Here is a 16,703-nt window from a genome sequence, read left to right as displayed (position 1 = left end):
GCGCGCCCACCAGGGACGCGGTCACGACGGCGGCCACCTTCTTGGTGTGCTTCCTGTTGACGCAAGCTGTCATACGTCTTTCTCCTTCCGTGAGGAACAGATAATCGCCAGTTATAGAGTCTAGCCTACCTTCCCGCCTTTTCCAAGTGCGAGACTCGGAATAGACACGAAAGTAGCCTAAGCTCTACCGGTGGAACCCAGTCTAGCACCGATTTACTCTTTGTCCACCTTTTTTTCGAGCGCCTTTTCTTATTTCCTCTCAATTTCGCGCCATTTTTCCTGCCGTTTTATCCAAACACGCCCTCTGACCCTGCATTTAGTAGACCAGTGGGCTTTTTTGACCCAAGATGTTCCAATCCTGCACTTCTATGTATAATGGCCTGCTACAGCCTTGTATTGCCGCTTTGTTTCCCCTCCTCTCCGCATTTTGTACACCTCTGCTTTACGCGTTGCTGATAACGTCGCGCGGGTTGTGCTCTTCCATGATCTGCCTCAGGCTCGCGAACGACACGTGCGTATACCGCTCGGTGGTCTTAACCGAACTGTGACCCAGCAGCTGCTGGATGTACCTCAGGCTCACGCCCTGCTCCAGCAATGTGGTCGCAAAGGTGTGCCTAAACATATGAGGCGTGATGTGCAGCTCCACCCCAACCTCGTTCGTCCTCTTGCGAATGATCTTCCGCACCGCCTGGTCCGTCAGGCGGTGCTTGCTCCTACTTAAGAAGAGCGCGTCGGTCCCCGGTTGGAACCATGCGGCCTCGGGCACGCGCCTCGCGTTCATATACTCCCCCATCACCGTGAGGGTCTGCTTGGACCCCAGGATTACGATCCGTTCCTTGGATCCCTTGCCGAACACGCGCACCTGCTTGGTCTCCAAGTCGATGCTCTCCATGTCCAGCGAGCACAGCTCGCTCACGCGGATACCCGTGGCTGTCAGTAGCTCGAGCACCGCCTGGTCGCGCAGGGCGATGGCGTCACGCTGCCATGCCCCCTTGCGCTGCTTCTTGCCTCCGTACTCCAAGGGCTCCAGGATGCGCCGTAGCTCCGGCAGGGCGATGGTGCGCGGCAGCAGCAGGGGCATGCGGACGTTGATCTCCAGATCCTCAAAGGGACTCGCCGATATAAAGCGCTCGCGCTTGAGCCAGTTGGTCCAAGCCCGCAGACTTGCCAGCTTGCGTCTGACCGTGCTGGCGGCCCACGTGTGGTTCAGGTAGGCCAGGTAGCACCGCATGGCCTCGCGGTCGAACTGCATCCGGCCCTCGTCCAGCCAGGCCATAAACTGCAGGATGTCGCACCGGTACGCCTTGATGGTCTTGTCGTCCAGGCGCCTTTGGTCGCGGCAGCGCGCCAGATACAGCTTGAGGTACCCCGCCAGCATCAGGTTCTGGGAGCTCGCACTCTGCATGTCCAGGACATGCACGCCCTCCCCTTCGCCGTACGTCCGCACGTCGCGGATTTCCCGCTCGGTCATAGTTGCCATAGTGACTCCGTCCTCGCGTGGTGGATCCGAGCGCTCGGAAAATCGAGCGTTGCGCCCCACTATGCGACGGCGGCACCAATATATATACATGCGAACGCTTGCCCTTTTCCCAATTAGACCTGTTAGGTAGGTGAACGGCAGGTGGGGGCGCGGGCGGGCCGCTGTATGCGGCTGGCTTTGGGTTGTTGCTGGGCGGCTCTTGCGCAGCGCGGGCTTCGCTTAGAAGTCGAACGCCTTGGCGATGTCGCAGGAAATCAGCACGTCGGCGTTATGGTCCTGCGGGGTCGGGTCGCGGTTGATGATGACGAGCGTGTCGCCGCGGAAGTACTGCGTGAGGCCCGCCGCCGGATACACGACGAGCGACGTGCCGCCGATCACGAGCATGTCGGCGTTCGCGATGGACTCCACGGCGCCCATGAGCACGCGCTGGTCGAGCGACTCCTCGTAGAGCACGACATCGGGCTTGATCCGGCCGCCGCATTCAGGGCACAGCGGAATGCCGTGCTCGTCCTCGTGCCCGCGTGCGCAGATCCATTCGGCGTCGTACACGGCCCCGCAGCGCTGGCAGATGTTGCGGTGGACCGACCCGTGGAGCTCCCACACCTTCTTTGACCCGGCCAGCTGATGCAGGCCGTCGATGTTCTGGGTGACGACGGCGTCCAGCCTGCCCGCGGCCTCGAGCTCGGCGAGCTTCGTGTGCGCGCGGTTAGGCTTGGCGCCGAGCGCGATCATCTTCTTGCGGTAGAAATCGAAGAACTCCGCGGGGTGGCTCACGTAGAACGAATGCGAGAGCATGGTCTCGGGCGGATAGGCGAACTGCTGGTGGTACAGGCCGTCCACGCTGCGGAAATCGGGAATGCCGCTTGCAGTGGACACGCCCGCCCCTCCGAAGAAGACGGCGTGGTCGTGCTCGTCGAACAGGCGCTTGAGTTCGTGCGCTGCCTGGATGGGGTCGGAAATCGCCTGGTTGGATGCCATAGCCTGCCTTCTTCCGCGTGTACGTCCGCTCGTCTCGGCGCCCCGCGTGCGGCGAGCTCGCTTTAGGTCGTGCAGCTGCGCTACTTGGTGACCCTCAGATGCTTGCCCGTGAAGGGGACGTCGTCCTCATCGTCATCCTCGTCCTCGAGCTCGGGCTCGTCAAGGTCGGCCAGAGGATCGAGCGGCGCGGCGTCGGAAGCGGGCTCGTGGCCGGCGCGGGCTTCGGCAATCATGTCGCTGTCGATGGCGAGCATGCCGGTGGAATCCGCGTCGGGGGTAGCGTCGGCGTTATCGGGCTCAGCGTTCTCGGCGAGGTCCTGGTCGAGGGGCTCGTCGGCGGGCTCGCTCTCGGCGGCGTCATCCGCAGCGGCATCGCCAGCGGCGGGCGCATCCTCGTCAGCGCCCTCAGCCGCGTCCTCGCCCTCGACGGCGGCGACGAGCTCGTCAGCGCTCGGCCAGGTGGTCGGCGCCTTGCTGGCGGCAAGGCTACGGTCCGACATGATGGACGACACGCCCAAACCGCAGCTCATGGCCGCGAGGACGCCCGTGAACAGGCAGAAGCCGTTGATGTAGCCGATGCCGAACGCGGCGCTCGACGCGCCGAAGCAGCCCGACGCGACCTCGATGATCATCGTGACGACCACCACGGCGGCGACGCCGGTGAACATCATGGTGTGCAGCTCGGTGCGCATGGACGTCGCCCACGGCCCCAGCAGCGAAAGCGCGAACACGAGCGCGAAGGCCACCGCGCCGAAGATGACGGCGCGCAGCGTGCCCTCCCACTCGGGATCGGAGAAAATCGCGCCCAGTACGGCGAAGTTAGCGCCTGCGATGGCCAAAAACAGCAGGCTCAGCAGCAAAAACACCACCGAGAGCACCTTGATGATCGTCATGCAGCTGTTCGACCAGTGGGTCGTAGGCTGGATATCGTCCGACATGGGACCTCCCCATAGCTATAGAACCGCCGCGTCTGCGCGCGGCGGCGAAATGCACCTTCTCGCGAGCTTTTATTATAGAGCGGCGGCGGGTCGAGGGAAGAACCGTTCGCGCACGTCAACCCCTCTTTGGGCCAAACGCGCGCTGCGGGGCGGCGAATGACGTGGCCTTGGGGGGCATCCCCCAAAGAATGCGGCCTCCATGCCGAAGACGCGCCGGCCTTTGCAGCGCCGCGCGGATTGTCCACGCGTTCGGGTACGATGGGGACAGACTGATCGTCCGGGCGACCCGCGCATCGCCGCGCCACCGCGCCCGACTTGAAGATAGGAGCAACCATGACCGACCAGCCCGCCGACGCCCGCACGTACCGCTTTGCGTCGTGGAACGTGAACGGCCTGCGCGCCGTGCTCAAGAAGGAGCCGAGCTTTACCGATATCGCCACCGAACTCGACGCCGATATCCTCGCCCTGCAGGAAACCAAGCTGCAGGAGGGGCAGGTTGCCATCGAGCTGCCCGGCTACGTGCAGACGTGGAGCTACGCCGAGCGCAAGGGCTATTCGGGCACGGCCGTCTTCAGCCGCGAGGAGCCGCTATCGGTGCGCCGCGCCGATAGCCTGCTCGCGTATGCCGCTGGCAACGACCTGGTGGCAGCCGCGGTGACCGAGGGCCGCGTGTGCGCGCTCGAGTTCGACCGCTTCTGGTTCGTGGACGTGTACACGCCCAACGCGCAAAACGAGCTCGCGCGCATCGACACGCGCATGGCGTGGGACGACGCGTACCGCGCGTTTTTAAAGGGGCTCGAGGACGAGACCGACAAGCCGGTGGTGACCTGCGGCGACTTCAACGTTGCGCACGAGGAGATCGACCTCAAGAACCCCAAGTCGAACCGCGGCAACGCCGGCTTTTCGGACGAGGAGCGCGGCAAGTTCACCGAGCTGCTCGACGCCGGGTTCACCGACACCTTCCGCAGCCTGCACCCGGACGAGGAGGGCGCCTACAGCTGGTGGAGCTACCGCTTCAACGCGCGCAAGAACAACGCGGGTTGGCGCATCGACTACTTCCTGGTAAGCGACACCGTGGCCGACCGCGTGCGCGCGGCGGGCATCCGCAACGACATCTTCGGGTCGGACCACTGTCCCGTCACGCTGGAGATCGAGCTGTAGAAAAGGGCGCCTGCGCGGCGCCCTTTTTGGTTGGGTTGGTTGTGGATGGTTTTCTCGGCTATCCCCTGAGCAGGTACTCCGCCGCCTCGAGCTGCTCGGCGGTCCCCATGAGGCCCACGGAGTCGCCGGGGTGCAAGACGGTCGTGGCGTCGAGGAAGACCTCGATCTCGCCAGCGCGGCGCAAGGCAACGGCGTTGGCGCCGGTGCGGGCGCGCAGGTTCAGCTGCGACAGCGAGCAGCCCGCCATGGGGCAGCGCTCCCCCACCTCGACCCAGTGGAGCTCGAGCTCCGACAGCGATGCCATCAGGTGGCCGAACGCGCGCTGGCGCTCGGCGCGGCCGTTGTCGCCCAACGCGGCGTAACCGCTTTCGCGCAGGTCGTTGGCGTAGGCCTGAATCTGACGCGGACGGTATCCGAGATCGAGCAGCGTGTGACGCATGAGCTCGATGCCGCCCTCCAGCTCGGGGCGCACGAGGTCATCCACACCTGCCGCCACGAGCGCCTCGACGCCGTCCTGTGAGTCGGCGCGGGCCACGACGCGCAAGTTCGGAGCGATCTCGCGCGCCTCGCGGGCGATTATCTCCGCGGCACCTTCCGCCGCCAGGGCAATCACCAGCACGCGCGCGCGCTCCAGATGCGCATGGGCCAAGATCTCGGAGTTGGCAGCATCGCCCACCAGCACGGGCAGGCCAGCCGCCTCCGCATCCTCCGCGATGGTGAGGTCGCGCTCCACGACGAGGCAGGGCACGTCGAGGTCCTTGAGCACCTCCGCCACGTACGTACCGGCGTGGCCATAGCCCACCACGACGACGTGGTTGCGCAGGCCCTCCTTGGGTGGCTCGATGGTGCGCGTGTGGCGCTCGTACACGCGGGCCAGCCAGCCGGTGCGCTCCATGCGGGCGCACAGCGGGTCGACGAGCTTGAACACGAACGAGTTGAGCGCGATGGACACCACGGCGCCGCCGAGGATCAGGCTGTACTGGTCGGCCGAAAGGACGCCGAGCGACATGCCCGTCTGGCCGATGATGAACGAGAACTCGCCGATCTGCGACAGGCCCGCGGCGATGGTAAGCGACGTTCGCGTGCCCGCTGAGAACAGCGCGCCGAGTACCATGTTGATGACCCACTTGCCCAGCATGATGAGGGCGACGAGCGCGATGAGCTGGCCCAGGTGCGCCGTGAGCGTGGCGGGGTTCACCATCATGCCCACACTCGCGAAGAAGATGATGGAGAACAGGTCCTGGAACGGGATGGCCTCCGCCGCCACGCGGTGTGAGAGCTTGGACGTGCCCACGACCACGCCGGCCAGGAAGGCACCGAGCGCGAACGAGAGGTCAAAGAGGGCCGCCGCGGCGAGCGCCGTGCCAAGGGCCGTCACCACCACCGCGAGCTGGAAGAGCTCACGCGGGCAGAAGCGGGCGATCTTGGCGAGCAGCCACGGGAGCACGCGCTGGCCGACCACGAGCATGATGGCCACGAAGGCGACGGTCTTGCCCAGGGCAATCGCAAGCTCGCCCGCCAGCTGCGCGGGGCTGACCTCGCCCGGGCCGAAGACCACCGGCAGCACCACGAGGATCACGACGGTTGCGAGGTCCTCCACGATGAGCCAGCCGGTGGCGATGCGGCCGCCACGGCTCTGGTACAGGCCGGCGTCGGTCAGATTCTTGATGAGGACGACCGTCGAGGCGATGCTCACCGACAGGCCGAGCATGATGCCCGCGGCGGGCTCCCAGCCGAACGCGAGCGCGAGCGCGTAGCCCGCGACCGTGCCGAGGGCGATCTGCAGGATGGCGCCGGGCACGGCGATGCCCTTGACCTCGAGCAGGTCCTTGAACGAGAAGTGCAGGCCGGTGCCGAACATCATGAACATGACACCAACCTCGGCGAGCTGGTTCATGGCGTGAGAGTCGCCGGCAAAGCCGGGGGTGAACGGGCCCACAACCAGGCCGCCGAGCAGGTAGCCCACGATGGGCGGCAGGCGCAGGGCGCGCGCGACCATGCCGCCGGCGAACGCGGCGACGAGCGCGAGCACGAATGTCATGAGAAGGATGGTGTCTCCGTGCATGGGACCTCCGGGGTGGATGGACGGGCGCGGGTCGGCCGGCAGGGGCTGGCCGGTGTTGGCCGGGGTTGGCCGGGGCGCCCAGCAAGTGGGCATGTACAGAAAGAGGCGAGCCGTGCTTCGACGCGGCCCGCCTCCCGGATGACCAAGGTGTGTCGCTCTATACCCTACCCGCTAGCTGCCCTAATATTCAAGCGGCATGCGGCGGCGGCGCGCCATCTCACGAGAAAGCCAAGGGTTGGCGGAGCGAGCGAAGGCGGCGGGCAGAGAGGCGGACAGGCCGTCCGCCGGCCAATCGCGCCCCTCAATCCGGGCAGAATGTCCGAAAACATCTCCGTCCTGAAAGTGGACATTGGCTGCGGTATCATTTTGATAGGTGCGGCCCGATCGCCTTGACGTGGGGCCGTGCGCATCTTGAACCCAACCCGAAGGGGGTCTGATGGACGTCACCGCCATCATCATGGCAGCTGGCGAGGGCACGCGCATGAAGTCGAATCATGCCAAGGTCTCGCATGCACTTCTGGGAAAGCCGATGATCTGCTGGGTGGTGGACGCCGCGCTCGCCGCGGGCTGCAACCGCATCGTCGTCGTCATCGGCAGCCACGCGGACGAGGTCCGCAGCCTGCTCGACGCCCGCTACGGCGCCAGCGAGGCCGCGCGCGTCGAGTGCGTGGAGCAGACCGAGCGCCTGGGCACCGCGCACGCCGTGCGCTGCGCGCTTGACGCCACCGGCATCGACGCCGGTTCGATGGTCATCCTGAACGGCGACCTCCCGCTCATCAAGTCCGAGACCATCCGCACCTTTGCCGACACCGTCGGCGACGGCACGCATGCCGCCGCCGTGCTCACCATGACGCCGCCCGACCCCTTCGGCTACGGCCGCATCGAGCTCGACGAGGACGGCTCCGTGGCACGCATCGTGGAGCAGAAGGACTGCACGCCCGAGCAGGCCGCCGGCCTGCTGGAGTGCAACGCCGGCTGCTATGCCTTCGACGGCGCCCAGCTTTCCGCGCACATCGGCGAGGTCGGCTGCGACAACGCCCAGGGCGAGTACTACCTACCCGACATGATCGAGATCCTGAAGGATGCCGGCCAGAGCGTCACCATCTACCACTGCGACGACTACCGCGAGGGCCTCGGCGTGAACAGCCGCGCCCAGCTCGCGCAGCTCACCGCGCTTGCGCGCGACGCCATCAACGAGCGCCTCATGGCCGAGGGCGTTACGTTCATCGACCCCGCCCAGGCCTGGATCGGCCCGGATGCGCAGGTCGGCCGCGACACCGTCGTGTGGCCGCAGACGCATCTGATCGGAGCCTGCGTCGTGGGCGAGGATTGCCAGCTCGGCCCCAACACGCGCCTCACCGACACGCGCGTGGGCGACCGCTGCGTGGTCGACGAGACCGTGGCCGTCGACGCCGTGCTCGAAAACGACGTCGACTGCGGCCCGCGCGCCTACCTGCGCCCCGGCACGCATATGCTCGACGGCTCCAAGGCGGGCACGCACGTAGAGATCAAGAAGTCGACCATCGGCCGCGGCTCGAAGGTTCCTCACCTGTCCTATATCGGCGATACCACCATGGGTGAAGGCGTCAACATCGGCGCGGGGTCCATTACGTGCAATTACGATGGTAAAAACAAGAATGCGACCGTTATCGGCGACAGAACCTTCATCGGCTCCGATACTATGATGGTCGCACCGGTGCACATCGGCTCCGACGCCATCACGGGAGCCGGCGGCACCATCACGAAGGATGTACCTGACGGCGCGCTCGCCCTTGAGCGCACCGAGCAGCGCATCGTCGAGGGCTACACCGAGCGCAGGCGCGCCCGGCTGTAACCATGGGTAGGGCATGGCAGTCCACGAGCTAAGGAGAATCGGCAAAATGCCAGCACAGGACGAAAAATTGACCCAGCAGATGTACAAGTCACTGCGCCTGTATTCGGGCTCGTGCAACCGACCGCTCGCGCAGAAGATCGCCGACATCCTGGGCGTCGAGCTCTCGGGCCTCGCCTTGGAGAAGTTCGCCAACGGCGAGATCTACGCCCGTTTCGACGAGTCCGTCCGCGGCGCTGACGTGTTCCTGGTCCAGTCCATCGCCGGGCCCAACGTCAACGACATGCTGATGGAGCTGCTCGTGGCCACCGATGCCGCCAAGCGCGCCTCGGCTCGCACCATCACCGCCGTCATCACGCACTATGCGTACGCGCGCCAGGACCGCAAGGCCGCTCCGCGCGAGCCCATCACCGCGCGCCTGGTCGCCAACCTGCTCGAGCGCGCTGGCGTCGACCGCATCATCACGCTCGACCTGCACCAGGGCCAGATCCAGGGCTTCTTCGACATTCCGGTCAACCACCTGTCCGCCCTGCCGCTGTTCGGCGACTACTACAACGAGAAGGGCTTCGACACCGAGAACCTGGTCGTCGTGTCCCCCGACGTGGGCCGCGCCAAGGCCGCTAAGAAGCTGTCCGACATGCTCGGTTGCGACCTCGCCATCGCGCACAAGGGCCGTCCGCGCCACAACGCCGCCGAGGTCATGGGCATCATCGGCAACATCGAGGGCAAGACCTGCATCATCAACGACGACATGATCGATACCGCTGGCACCCTGTGCGCCAACGTGCGTGAGCTCAAGAAGCTCGGTGCCGGCGACATCTACGTGTGCGCCACGCACGGCATCTTCTCCGGCCCGGCCATCGAGCGACTGAACGACGCGCCGATCGTCGCGTGCCTCGTCACCGACTCCATCCCCGTCGAGGTGGGTGGCAAGATCAAGACCATCACGGTTGCCGACGAGTTCGCGAGCGCCATCAACGCCGTGTACGTCGAGCAGTCCGTCTCCAAGCTCGTGGGCGGCGACTTCGCGCTGTAACTGAATGCATCCGGCATTCCACTACATGAGTTAAGGGAGGGCGCGGCAAAGCCGCGCCCTCCCTTCTTCTTATCGCGTGGCTTTTCATTGCCCGCCTGTCCCTCCGCCCTGCCATGATGCGTGGAGCAGAGGCGTCCGTTCCGCTTAGCGGACAATCTCCCCAGATATGTATCTTTTCGTGTGGCAGCTAGCCGCTCTAGCCGCGGTAGCATCGCTGATTTCCCGCTTATCGATCGGCTCAGATTCATTTTGGCGGTGGTTTTTGGCTCTCTGTTCGTTGTCCGGTAGCTTCAAGCGTCTTCTGCCTCGAAAGCCAGCTTCAAAAAAGTACATATCTGGGCCGATTGTCCACAAATCGTTTCGGCTCCATCGCCAAGAGTCTCCATGCCGTCCATTGTTAGATCATCCAGCTCTCTTTATATTTCTTGTTAATTACTATATTAGAATTCATAGATATAAATAGCTGCTTCTTAATGTATTATATATCTATGGATACTATTATCGCTGACATAAACGCCTTACGCGCCATTCGCCGAGAGCGAAGAATCTACTCTTGTCTGACGTGGGAGCCTCTCTCGCAGGATGAGGCCCGACGCGTGCTGAACGCCTCCACCCCCAACAAGCGAAAGCTCGACTTTACCGATTTCGACAAACATGGATTCATAGACGAATCGGAGCCCGAACTACTGCACGTACTGGTAGGATCACCAAATTCCCGAAGACCGTCCTCATACCCCGGGATTATTCAGCACGTTTACTCCGGTAAGCTGCCAAATGGCGCCATTATGCGCGTCGGCCACGGCATCTATGCCATGTCGCCTGCTCATATCGCGCTCCAATATTCCATCACCCATTCACTCGAGGAAACCTTCATGTTGGTCATGGAGCTCCTGGGGACATACACGCTGCCCGAAGAGGCGACGTTTCCGATTGCGCGCGGCGAGACGTGGAGCCCAGATTCCGATTTCACGAAGGATGACAAGCAAGGGTCGCAGCCCGATAAACCCGAAGTCCCCGAAGTCAATCAGGTGCGCTACCGATGCGACCCCGCCGTAAGCATCGCAGAGCTCCGCGCTCTCACGCGGTGGGCAAAAAGCAGCAGATACGACACGTTCCGAAGAGCGGTCGCCCTGGCTGCACCCGGATCCGCGTCTCCCATGGAGTCCATACAGTACGGCGTCTTTGGCTTTCCAATGGGCCTCGGAGGTTTTGCCTGCCGCAGCCTGCCCAAGGGCGGCATGCTGCTGAACCATCGCATAGACTTCGACCACGACGCGTGCGTAATGGCATCTGGAATCCCCTATGCTGTGTGCGATGCCTTCATACCTGCAGCCAGATTTGTGCTGGAGTATAACGGCTCAGACCATGAGGACGCTTCCTCCGTCCTGCATGATGCGAAACGAAACAACGGCCTCAAGGGGATGGGCATCACGGTCATGATCATCACGCGCGCCCAAATGAGCGACATCGAGGCGCTCGAAGCAATCGCTCGAGCAATTTACCGCAGCGCAGGCCAACGCTTTAGATATCGGATCAACGGATACCGCAATAGGCAGCAGAATCTTCTGAATGCTCTTCGCAAAGGCGTGGGCTTGAAAGCGGTGTAGGCAATAGTAAGCCGGCGAAACGCCGTCTTCTAGGGTCGTTGGGGGTTCTTTAATCCTGCACCAATGCGGCAGGTGGACAATCTGCCCAGATATGCATCTTTCTTTCCCCCCGATGCCGCGCCGCAGCTTCATGCGCATTATATTATGTGCTCTCTTTTTAATATATTGATTGCGAGCAGGTTTCTCGCATCAGCGCTGGAGCAAGTCCGCGCAAGAAAATCGTCCTTGCGGTAGGCAAAAAAGTACATATCTAGTCAGATTGTCCACCTGACCCCTTCGCGAGCGAAAATTGACATTCCCCTTGACCCTCGTCACCATAGGGCGGGAAAACGACGCGAAAGGAGGCTGCTATGGCAGCGGCCCAACCTAAGAAGATCCGCATGGTGGCGGGGCTTGGCAACCCGGGCGACGAGTACGCGCGCACGCGGCACAACGCCGGCTTTTGCGCCATCGATGAGCTTGCGCGCCAGGCGAACGTCACGTATTGGAAGAACCAGTCGGGCGCCGAGGTGGCCTCGATCAACGTGAACGACCCCGATGCCGAGGGCGGCAAGCGCGAGGTGCTGCTGGTCAAGCCGCAGTCGTATATGAACACGAGTGGCGGCCCCATCTCGAAGCTGTGCGCGGCGAACAAGATCTCGGCCGAGGAGCTGCTCGTGATCCACGACGAGCTCGACATTCCCGCCGGCGATGTGCGCATCAAGGTGGGCGGCGGACACGCCGGCCACAACGGCTTGCGCTCGATTATCGACAAACTCGGAAGTCGCGATTTCTCGCGCATCCGCGTAGGCATCGGCGAGCCTCCGGGACGCATGCAGGTGGCCGACTTCGTCCTGAAGCAGCTGCGCGCCAAGGAGGCCGAAGAGTTCGATGACGCCGCGTTCCGCGCGGCGGAGGCGGCCGCGCTTGCGCTCACGCGCGGCGTGATCTTTGCGCGCGATCACGTGAACGGCGGGGCCTCGGGCAACGGAAAGCATTAGAAACCGCAGCTCAAGCTGGTGAAAGTGGCCGCCCTGGCGCATGTCGCCGGGGCGGCCCCTTGCGTTGCGCGCCACACGCCCCAGATGCGACCACTTTGACCGGGTTGGGAGCTTGCAGGCAAACATGCGAGGGTATACTTAGCCTGTATGCCCAAAGCGCCTTGTCGCTACGGCGTCTCCACCGTTCAGAGAGGGGATTTATGTACAAGATTCTGAAGAAGACGCAGTTCTCGGAGAAGGTCTTCGAGTTCCGCGTCCACGCCCCGAGGATGGCCAAGAAGGCTCACGCCGGCCAGTTCCTCATGGTGCGCATCGACGAGACGGGCGAGCGCGTTCCGTTCACGTTTGCGAACTGGAATCCCGAAGAGGGCTGGATTGAGTTCATCTTCATGGTGGTCGGCAAGACCACGGAGTGCCTCTCCAAGCTCGAAGAGGGCGACGAGATCCAGGACATCACCGGCCCGCTGGGCAAGCCGACCGAGATCGAGGGCGACAGCGTCGCCGTCATCGGCGGCGGCGTCGGCTTGGCCATCGCCTACCCGGTCGCCCGCATGCTGTGCGAGCAGGGCAAGAAGGTCTACGCCATCATGGGCGCCCGCTCCAAGGACCTGCTGATCCTCTTTGAGCAGTTCGCCGCGCTGCCGCTCGAGGAGCTCTTCGTCACCACCGACGACGGCTCCATGGGCGAGAAGGGCGTCGTCACGCTGCCGCTTTCGCGCCTGTGCGAGACCGACGCGATCGACTCCGCCTTTGCTGTTGGCCCCGTGCCGATGATGAAGTTCTCCGCGCGCACCTGCCGCGAGCACAAGATTCCTATCGTCGCGAGCCTGAACCCTATCATGGTCGACGGCACCGGCATGTGCGGCTGCTGCCGCGTGGAGGTCGGCGGCGAGACGATGTTCGCCTGCGTCGACGGCCCCGACTTCAACGCCGACCTGGTCGACTGGGACGACCTTGCCCATCGTCAGGCCAGCTACCGCGCCGAGGAGGCCGCTTCCAAGAAGCACTATGAGGAGGATTGCGCATGCCAGAAGTAAAGTATCGCCCCAACATCGGCGCGCCCCGCACTCCCGCCAACGAGGAGCCGGCCGCTGAGCGCGCGCACGATTTCCGCCCGGTCGACACCGGTTACACCAAGGCCGATGCCATCACCGAGGCCAACCGCTGCCTCGACTGCAAGAAGCCCCTGTGCATGGAGGGCTGCCCCGTCGGCGTCCACATCCCGCAGTTCATCGAGAAGATCCGCGAGGAGGACTGGGCCGGCGCGCTTTCGACCATCAAGGCCGACAACCTGCTGCCGTCCGTCTGCGGCCGCGTGTGCCCGCAGGAGAACCAGTGCGAGGGCAAGTGCATCCTCGGCAAGAAGGGTGACCCCGTGTCCATCGGCCAGCTCGAGCGCATGCTCGGCGACATGGCCGACGAGGTCGGCGAGGCTCCCGAGTGCAAGCCCGCCAACGGCCACAAGGTCGCCATCGTGGGCTCCGGCCCCTCCGGCATCGCCTGCGCCGGCGAGCTCGCGCGCGAGGGCTTCGACGTCACCGTGTTCGAGGCCTTCTTCACCGGCGGCGGCGTGCTGACCTACGGCATTCCCGAGTTCCGTCTGCCCAAGGCCATCGTCAAGCGCGAGATCAAGGGCCTGGAGGAGCTGGGCGTCCACTTCGAGTACAACTCGGTCGCCGGCCGCCTGTTCGACGCCGAGGAGCTGTTCGAGGAGGGCTTCGATGCCCTGTACCTCGCCGTCGGCGCCGGCCTGCCGCGCTTCCTGCACGTCAAGGGCGAGAACCTGCCCGGCGTGTACTGCGCCAACGAGTACCTCACCCGTACGAATCTCATGAAGGCCTACGAGTTCCCCGAGTACGACACGCCTATCCGCCACGGCAAGAACGTCGTCGTGTTCGGCGGCGGCAACGTGGCCATGGACGCCGCGCGCACCGCGCTTCGCCTGGGCGCCGAGAAGGTCACCCTGGCCTACCGCCGCACCGAGGCCGAGATGCCCGCGCGCCGCGCCGAGATCCACCACGCCAAGGAAGAGGGCGTCGAGATCCTCGAGCTCTGCAGCCCGCTGCGCTTCCTGCCCGGCCCGGACGGCTTCGTGTCCACCATCGAGCTTGAGCGCATGGAGCTCGGCGAGCCCGACGCCTCCGGCCGTCGTCGCCCGATTCCGGTTCAGGACTCCGAGTTCGCCATCCCCTGCGACGTCGCCATCACCGCTATCGGCACGCGCGCGAACCCGTTCGCGAAGCTCTGCGCCGACGTCGAGCTCAACCGCTGGGGCCTCATCGAGACCGATGAGGAGGGCCGCACGAGCAACCCCAAGGTCTGGGCCGGCGGCGACATCGTCACCGGTGCCGCAACCGTCATCCTGGCCATGGGCGCCGGCAAGACCGCCGCTGCGTCCATCAAGAAGACGCTCCTCGGCGAGGAGTAACCCGCCAACCTGCTCGCACGCCAAGCTGTCATACGTCTGAGCATGCGCGCCCGTCGGCCCCGCGGCCGGCGGGCGTTTTCTCTCTCGGTCTCCGGGACGCGCCACACACGGAAAAACGGGCGGCACCCGGGTTGCCCCGGATACCGCCCGCAAGCGACAGGTTTGTACCTGGCCCCATCTTGTCGGTTAGGCCTCGATGGAGACCTCGACCTCCTGGACGGGAACGTCGTAGAAGGGGTCCTCGCGACGGCCGAGGAAGTCGCGCGCCTGCTCGGGGAACAGGGCGTAATCGAGCACGTCCTCCTCCGTCTTGGCGTACTGGGCGATCTCCTCGCGCAGCTGCGGCAGCGCGGGCTCGATGAGGTCGGCCGGACGGCAGGTGATGGGCTCGTCGTCGCCGATGATCAGCTTCTGGACCTCGGGGTCGATCGGCGCGGGCGACTTGCCGTACTGGCCGTGGACGTAGTCCTTGATCTCCTTCGGGACGACCTTGTAGCGCTCGCCGGTCACGACGTTCATCATGGCCTGGGAGCCGACCATCTGGGACAGCGGGGTCACCAGCGGCGGATAGCCGAGGTCGGCGCGGACGCGCGGAACCTCAGCCAGAACCTCGTTGTACTTGTCGGACACGCCGAGGTCCTTCAGGTTGGAGATGAGGTTGGACAGCATGCCGCCGGGCACCTTGTACAGCAGGGCCTTGGGCTCGACCTCCATGACCTTGGGGTTGAGCGTGCCGTTCTCCTTGAACTTGGTGCGCACGGGCGCGAAGTGCTGGGCGATCTCCTCGAGCTTGTCCATCTTGAGGCCCGTGGTGTAGCCCATGCCCTCGAGCGCGATGGCCATGGACTCGGTGCAGGGCTGCGAGGTGCCGCCGGCGAAGGCGGAGATGGCGGTGTCGATGATGTCGGCGCCGGCCGCAACGGAGTTCAGCAGCGTCATCTCGGCGATGCCCGCGGTGCAGTGGGTGTGGACCTCGAGCGGCAGGTCGACGGCGGCCTTGATCTCGCCCACGAGCTCGGTGGCGACGCCCGGCTCGAGCACGCCGGCCATGTCCTTGATGCAAATGGTGTCGGCGCCGGCCTTGGCCATCTCCTTGGCGAGGTTCACGAAGTAGGGCACGGTGTGCACGTCGCTCGTGGTGTAGCAGATGGCAGCCTGGACCTCGCCGCCGGCCTCCTTGGCAGCGCGGATGGAGGTCTGCAGGTTGCGAACGTCGTTCAGGGCGTCGAAGATGCGGATGACGTCGATGCCGTTCTCCACGGACTTCTTGACCATGCTCTCGACGATATCGTCGGCGTAGTTGCGGTAACCGAGCAGGTTCTGGCCGCGCAGCAGCATCTGAAGCTTGGTGTTCTTGACGTGGGCGCGGAAGGTGCGCAGGCGCTCCCACGGATCCTCGTTGAGGTAGCGCAGGCACGAGTCGAACGTGGCGCCGCCCCAGACCTCCATGGAGTAATAGCCGGCCTGGTCCATCGTCTCCAGAATCGGCAGCATGTCCTCGATGGGCATGCGGGTCGCGATCTGGCTCTGCTGACCGTCGCGCAGCGCGGTCTCGGTGAACTTGATCTGCTTGCTCATGTTAGATACAACCCCCTTGGCTTATGATTTCGGCAATTCTTTCCTGCATGTCGCTTACGGTGTGCGCGCGCGAACGGGCACACGCCTTGGCCTCGCCGTCGCAGATGAGGCACCTGCGCGGCTGAAGGCCGATCTCGGTCCTTTGCACCGAATATAGCGTATCGCCCGTTCGTCCGAGCACATCGAGGTCTGCCAGCCTCCCCAGCGGGTGCGTTTCCTCCACAGCCGATACCCGGCGCTTGAGCTCGAGCGGCTCGAGACCCACGAGCATGAGCAGCTCGGGGCCCGACACGCCGCCCAGGCGCGTGCACTCGCGCACGGGGGCGCCGTCGAGCGCCTCCTCGGCGCGCGCGCAGAGCTCGTCGAAGACGGCCTCGAGCACGTCGGAGGTCTTGTGCGGCCCGGGGATGGACAGCGTGATGGATAGCAGCGACTCCCCCGCCTCGGCCTCCGCGAGCAGCCGGCGCTGGCAGGCAGCGCGGCGCTCGCGGGCGTCGAGCATATCGGGGAGCGCGGCCTCGGGACCGCAGAACACGCGGCGCGCGGCCTCGCTCAGCGCAGGCGTGGTGGTGGCGCCGGCGCTGGCGGTCTCGTTCACGTTCTCGGGCATACGCTCCCCCT

Annotated in this window: 13 protein-coding genes; 7 read left to right on the top strand and 6 right to left on the bottom strand. The window is 64.7% G+C overall.

All coding sequences use genetic code 11. The annotated features are described in order from the left end of the window. Nucleotides 1–442: 442 nt before the first annotated feature. From H6A16_RS02430 to H6A16_RS02420, 3 genes are all read right to left on the bottom strand, one after another. Nucleotides 443–1,480 (bottom strand): tyrosine-type recombinase/integrase, encoded by a 1,038-nt coding sequence (locus tag H6A16_RS02430; protein ID WP_204615797.1) that lies wholly within the window; start codon nt 1,478–1,480, stop codon nt 443–445. Nucleotides 1,481–1,699: 219 nt separating this feature from the next. After that, nucleotides 1,700–2,458, bottom strand: coding sequence for an NAD-dependent protein deacylase (locus H6A16_RS02425; protein ID WP_204615796.1), 759 nt, complete (start codon nt 2,456–2,458; stop codon nt 1,700–1,702). A gap of 80 nt (nt 2,459–2,538) precedes the next feature. Continuing rightward, on the bottom strand, nt 2,539–3,396 hold the full coding sequence (locus tag H6A16_RS02420; protein ID WP_204615795.1) for a hypothetical protein: 858 nt from the start codon (nt 3,394–3,396) through the stop codon (nt 2,539–2,541). Between the two features lie 333 nt (nt 3,397–3,729). Here H6A16_RS02420 and H6A16_RS02415 point away from each other — a divergent pair, with 333 nt between their 5' ends. Further along, the gene (locus tag H6A16_RS02415) at nt 3,730–4,557 is read left to right on the top strand and encodes an exodeoxyribonuclease III (protein WP_204615794.1); all 828 of its coding nucleotides are present in this window, start codon (nt 3,730–3,732) and stop codon (nt 4,555–4,557) included. 58 nt (nt 4,558–4,615) lie between these two features. Here H6A16_RS02415 and H6A16_RS02410 read toward each other — a convergent pair whose 3' ends face one another. Next, on the bottom strand, nt 4,616–6,622 hold the full coding sequence (locus H6A16_RS02410; protein WP_204615793.1) for a cation:proton antiporter: 2,007 nt from the start codon (nt 6,620–6,622) through the stop codon (nt 4,616–4,618). Between the two features lie 436 nt (nt 6,623–7,058). Here H6A16_RS02410 and glmU point away from each other — a divergent pair, with 436 nt between their 5' ends. From glmU to gltA, 6 genes are all read left to right on the top strand, one after another. Next, complete coding sequence (glmU, locus tag H6A16_RS02405; protein WP_204615790.1) at nt 7,059–8,456, top strand: bifunctional UDP-N-acetylglucosamine diphosphorylase/glucosamine-1-phosphate N-acetyltransferase GlmU; 1,398 nt, start codon at nt 7,059–7,061, stop codon at nt 8,454–8,456. A gap of 46 nt (nt 8,457–8,502) precedes the next feature. Continuing rightward, a complete protein-coding gene (locus H6A16_RS02400) occupies nt 8,503–9,489 on the top strand; it encodes a ribose-phosphate diphosphokinase (protein ID WP_204615788.1) in 987 nt (328 codons plus the stop codon). A 596-nt stretch (nt 9,490–10,085) separates the two neighbouring features. Beyond that, nucleotides 10,086–11,096 carry a hypothetical protein gene (locus tag H6A16_RS02395; RefSeq protein WP_342589703.1) on the top strand — a complete coding sequence of 337 codons (1,011 nt, stop codon included), beginning with the start codon at nt 10,086–10,088 and terminating at the stop codon, nt 11,094–11,096. Nucleotides 11,097–11,446: 350 nt separating this feature from the next. Further along, complete coding sequence (pth, locus tag H6A16_RS02390; RefSeq protein WP_204615784.1) at nt 11,447–12,076, top strand: aminoacyl-tRNA hydrolase; 630 nt, start codon at nt 11,447–11,449, stop codon at nt 12,074–12,076. Nucleotides 12,077–12,276: 200 nt separating this feature from the next. Next, nucleotides 12,277–13,113: a sulfide/dihydroorotate dehydrogenase-like FAD/NAD-binding protein gene (locus tag H6A16_RS02385; protein ID WP_204615782.1), complete on the top strand. Its 837-nt coding sequence runs from the start codon at nt 12,277–12,279 to the stop codon at nt 13,111–13,113. After that, complete coding sequence (gene gltA, locus H6A16_RS02380; protein ID WP_204615780.1) at nt 13,101–14,504, top strand: NADPH-dependent glutamate synthase; 1,404 nt, start codon at nt 13,101–13,103, stop codon at nt 14,502–14,504. Before H6A16_RS02385 ends, gltA begins: the two co-directional genes overlap by 13 nt. 186 nt (nt 14,505–14,690) lie before the next feature. Here the strand turns inward: gltA and H6A16_RS02375 are convergent, their stop codons facing one another. After that, nucleotides 14,691–16,082: an oxaloacetate decarboxylase subunit alpha gene (locus tag H6A16_RS02375; protein ID WP_204615778.1), complete on the bottom strand. Its 1,392-nt coding sequence runs from the start codon at nt 16,080–16,082 to the stop codon at nt 14,691–14,693. 1 nt (nt 16,083) lies between these two features. Further along, on the bottom strand, nt 16,084–16,692 hold the full coding sequence (gene citX, locus H6A16_RS02370) for a citrate lyase holo-[acyl-carrier protein] synthase (RefSeq protein ID WP_204615776.1): 609 nt from the start codon (nt 16,690–16,692) through the stop codon (nt 16,084–16,086). Between the last annotated feature and the right edge of the window lie 11 nt (nt 16,693–16,703).

The organism is Collinsella tanakaei (assembly GCF_016900375.1).
Classification (GTDB): domain Bacteria; phylum Actinomycetota; class Coriobacteriia; order Coriobacteriales; family Coriobacteriaceae; genus Collinsella.
Note: the sequence above shows the minus strand (reverse complement) of the source record. Positions and strands in the feature narration are given on the sequence as shown.

What these genes read in the sequence shown, in the direction of transcription:
- H6A16_RS02430 (WP_204615797.1), bottom strand. Translation starts at nt 1,480, where the DNA reads ATGGCAACTATGACCGAGCGGGAAATCCGCGACGTGCGGACGTACGGC.
- H6A16_RS02410 (WP_204615793.1), bottom strand. Translation starts at nt 6,622, where the DNA reads ATGCACGGAGACACCATCCTTCTCATGACATTCGTGCTCGCGCTCGTC.
- H6A16_RS02420 (WP_204615795.1), bottom strand. Translation starts at nt 3,396, where the DNA reads ATGTCGGACGATATCCAGCCTACGACCCACTGGTCGAACAGCTGCATG.
- H6A16_RS02400 (WP_204615788.1), top strand. Translation starts at nt 8,503, where the DNA reads ATGCCAGCACAGGACGAAAAATTGACCCAGCAGATGTACAAGTCACTG.
- H6A16_RS02375 (WP_204615778.1), bottom strand. Translation starts at nt 16,082, where the DNA reads ATGAGCAAGCAGATCAAGTTCACCGAGACCGCGCTGCGCGACGGTCAG.
- pth (WP_204615784.1), top strand. Translation starts at nt 11,447, where the DNA reads ATGGCAGCGGCCCAACCTAAGAAGATCCGCATGGTGGCGGGGCTTGGC.
- H6A16_RS02425 (WP_204615796.1), bottom strand. Translation starts at nt 2,458, where the DNA reads ATGGCATCCAACCAGGCGATTTCCGACCCCATCCAGGCAGCGCACGAA.
- H6A16_RS02415 (WP_204615794.1), top strand. Translation starts at nt 3,730, where the DNA reads ATGACCGACCAGCCCGCCGACGCCCGCACGTACCGCTTTGCGTCGTGG.
- gltA (WP_204615780.1), top strand. Translation starts at nt 13,101, where the DNA reads ATGCCAGAAGTAAAGTATCGCCCCAACATCGGCGCGCCCCGCACTCCC.
- glmU (WP_204615790.1), top strand. Translation starts at nt 7,059, where the DNA reads ATGGACGTCACCGCCATCATCATGGCAGCTGGCGAGGGCACGCGCATG.
- citX (WP_204615776.1), bottom strand. Translation starts at nt 16,692, where the DNA reads ATGCCCGAGAACGTGAACGAGACCGCCAGCGCCGGCGCCACCACCACG.
- H6A16_RS02385 (WP_204615782.1), top strand. Translation starts at nt 12,277, where the DNA reads ATGTACAAGATTCTGAAGAAGACGCAGTTCTCGGAGAAGGTCTTCGAG.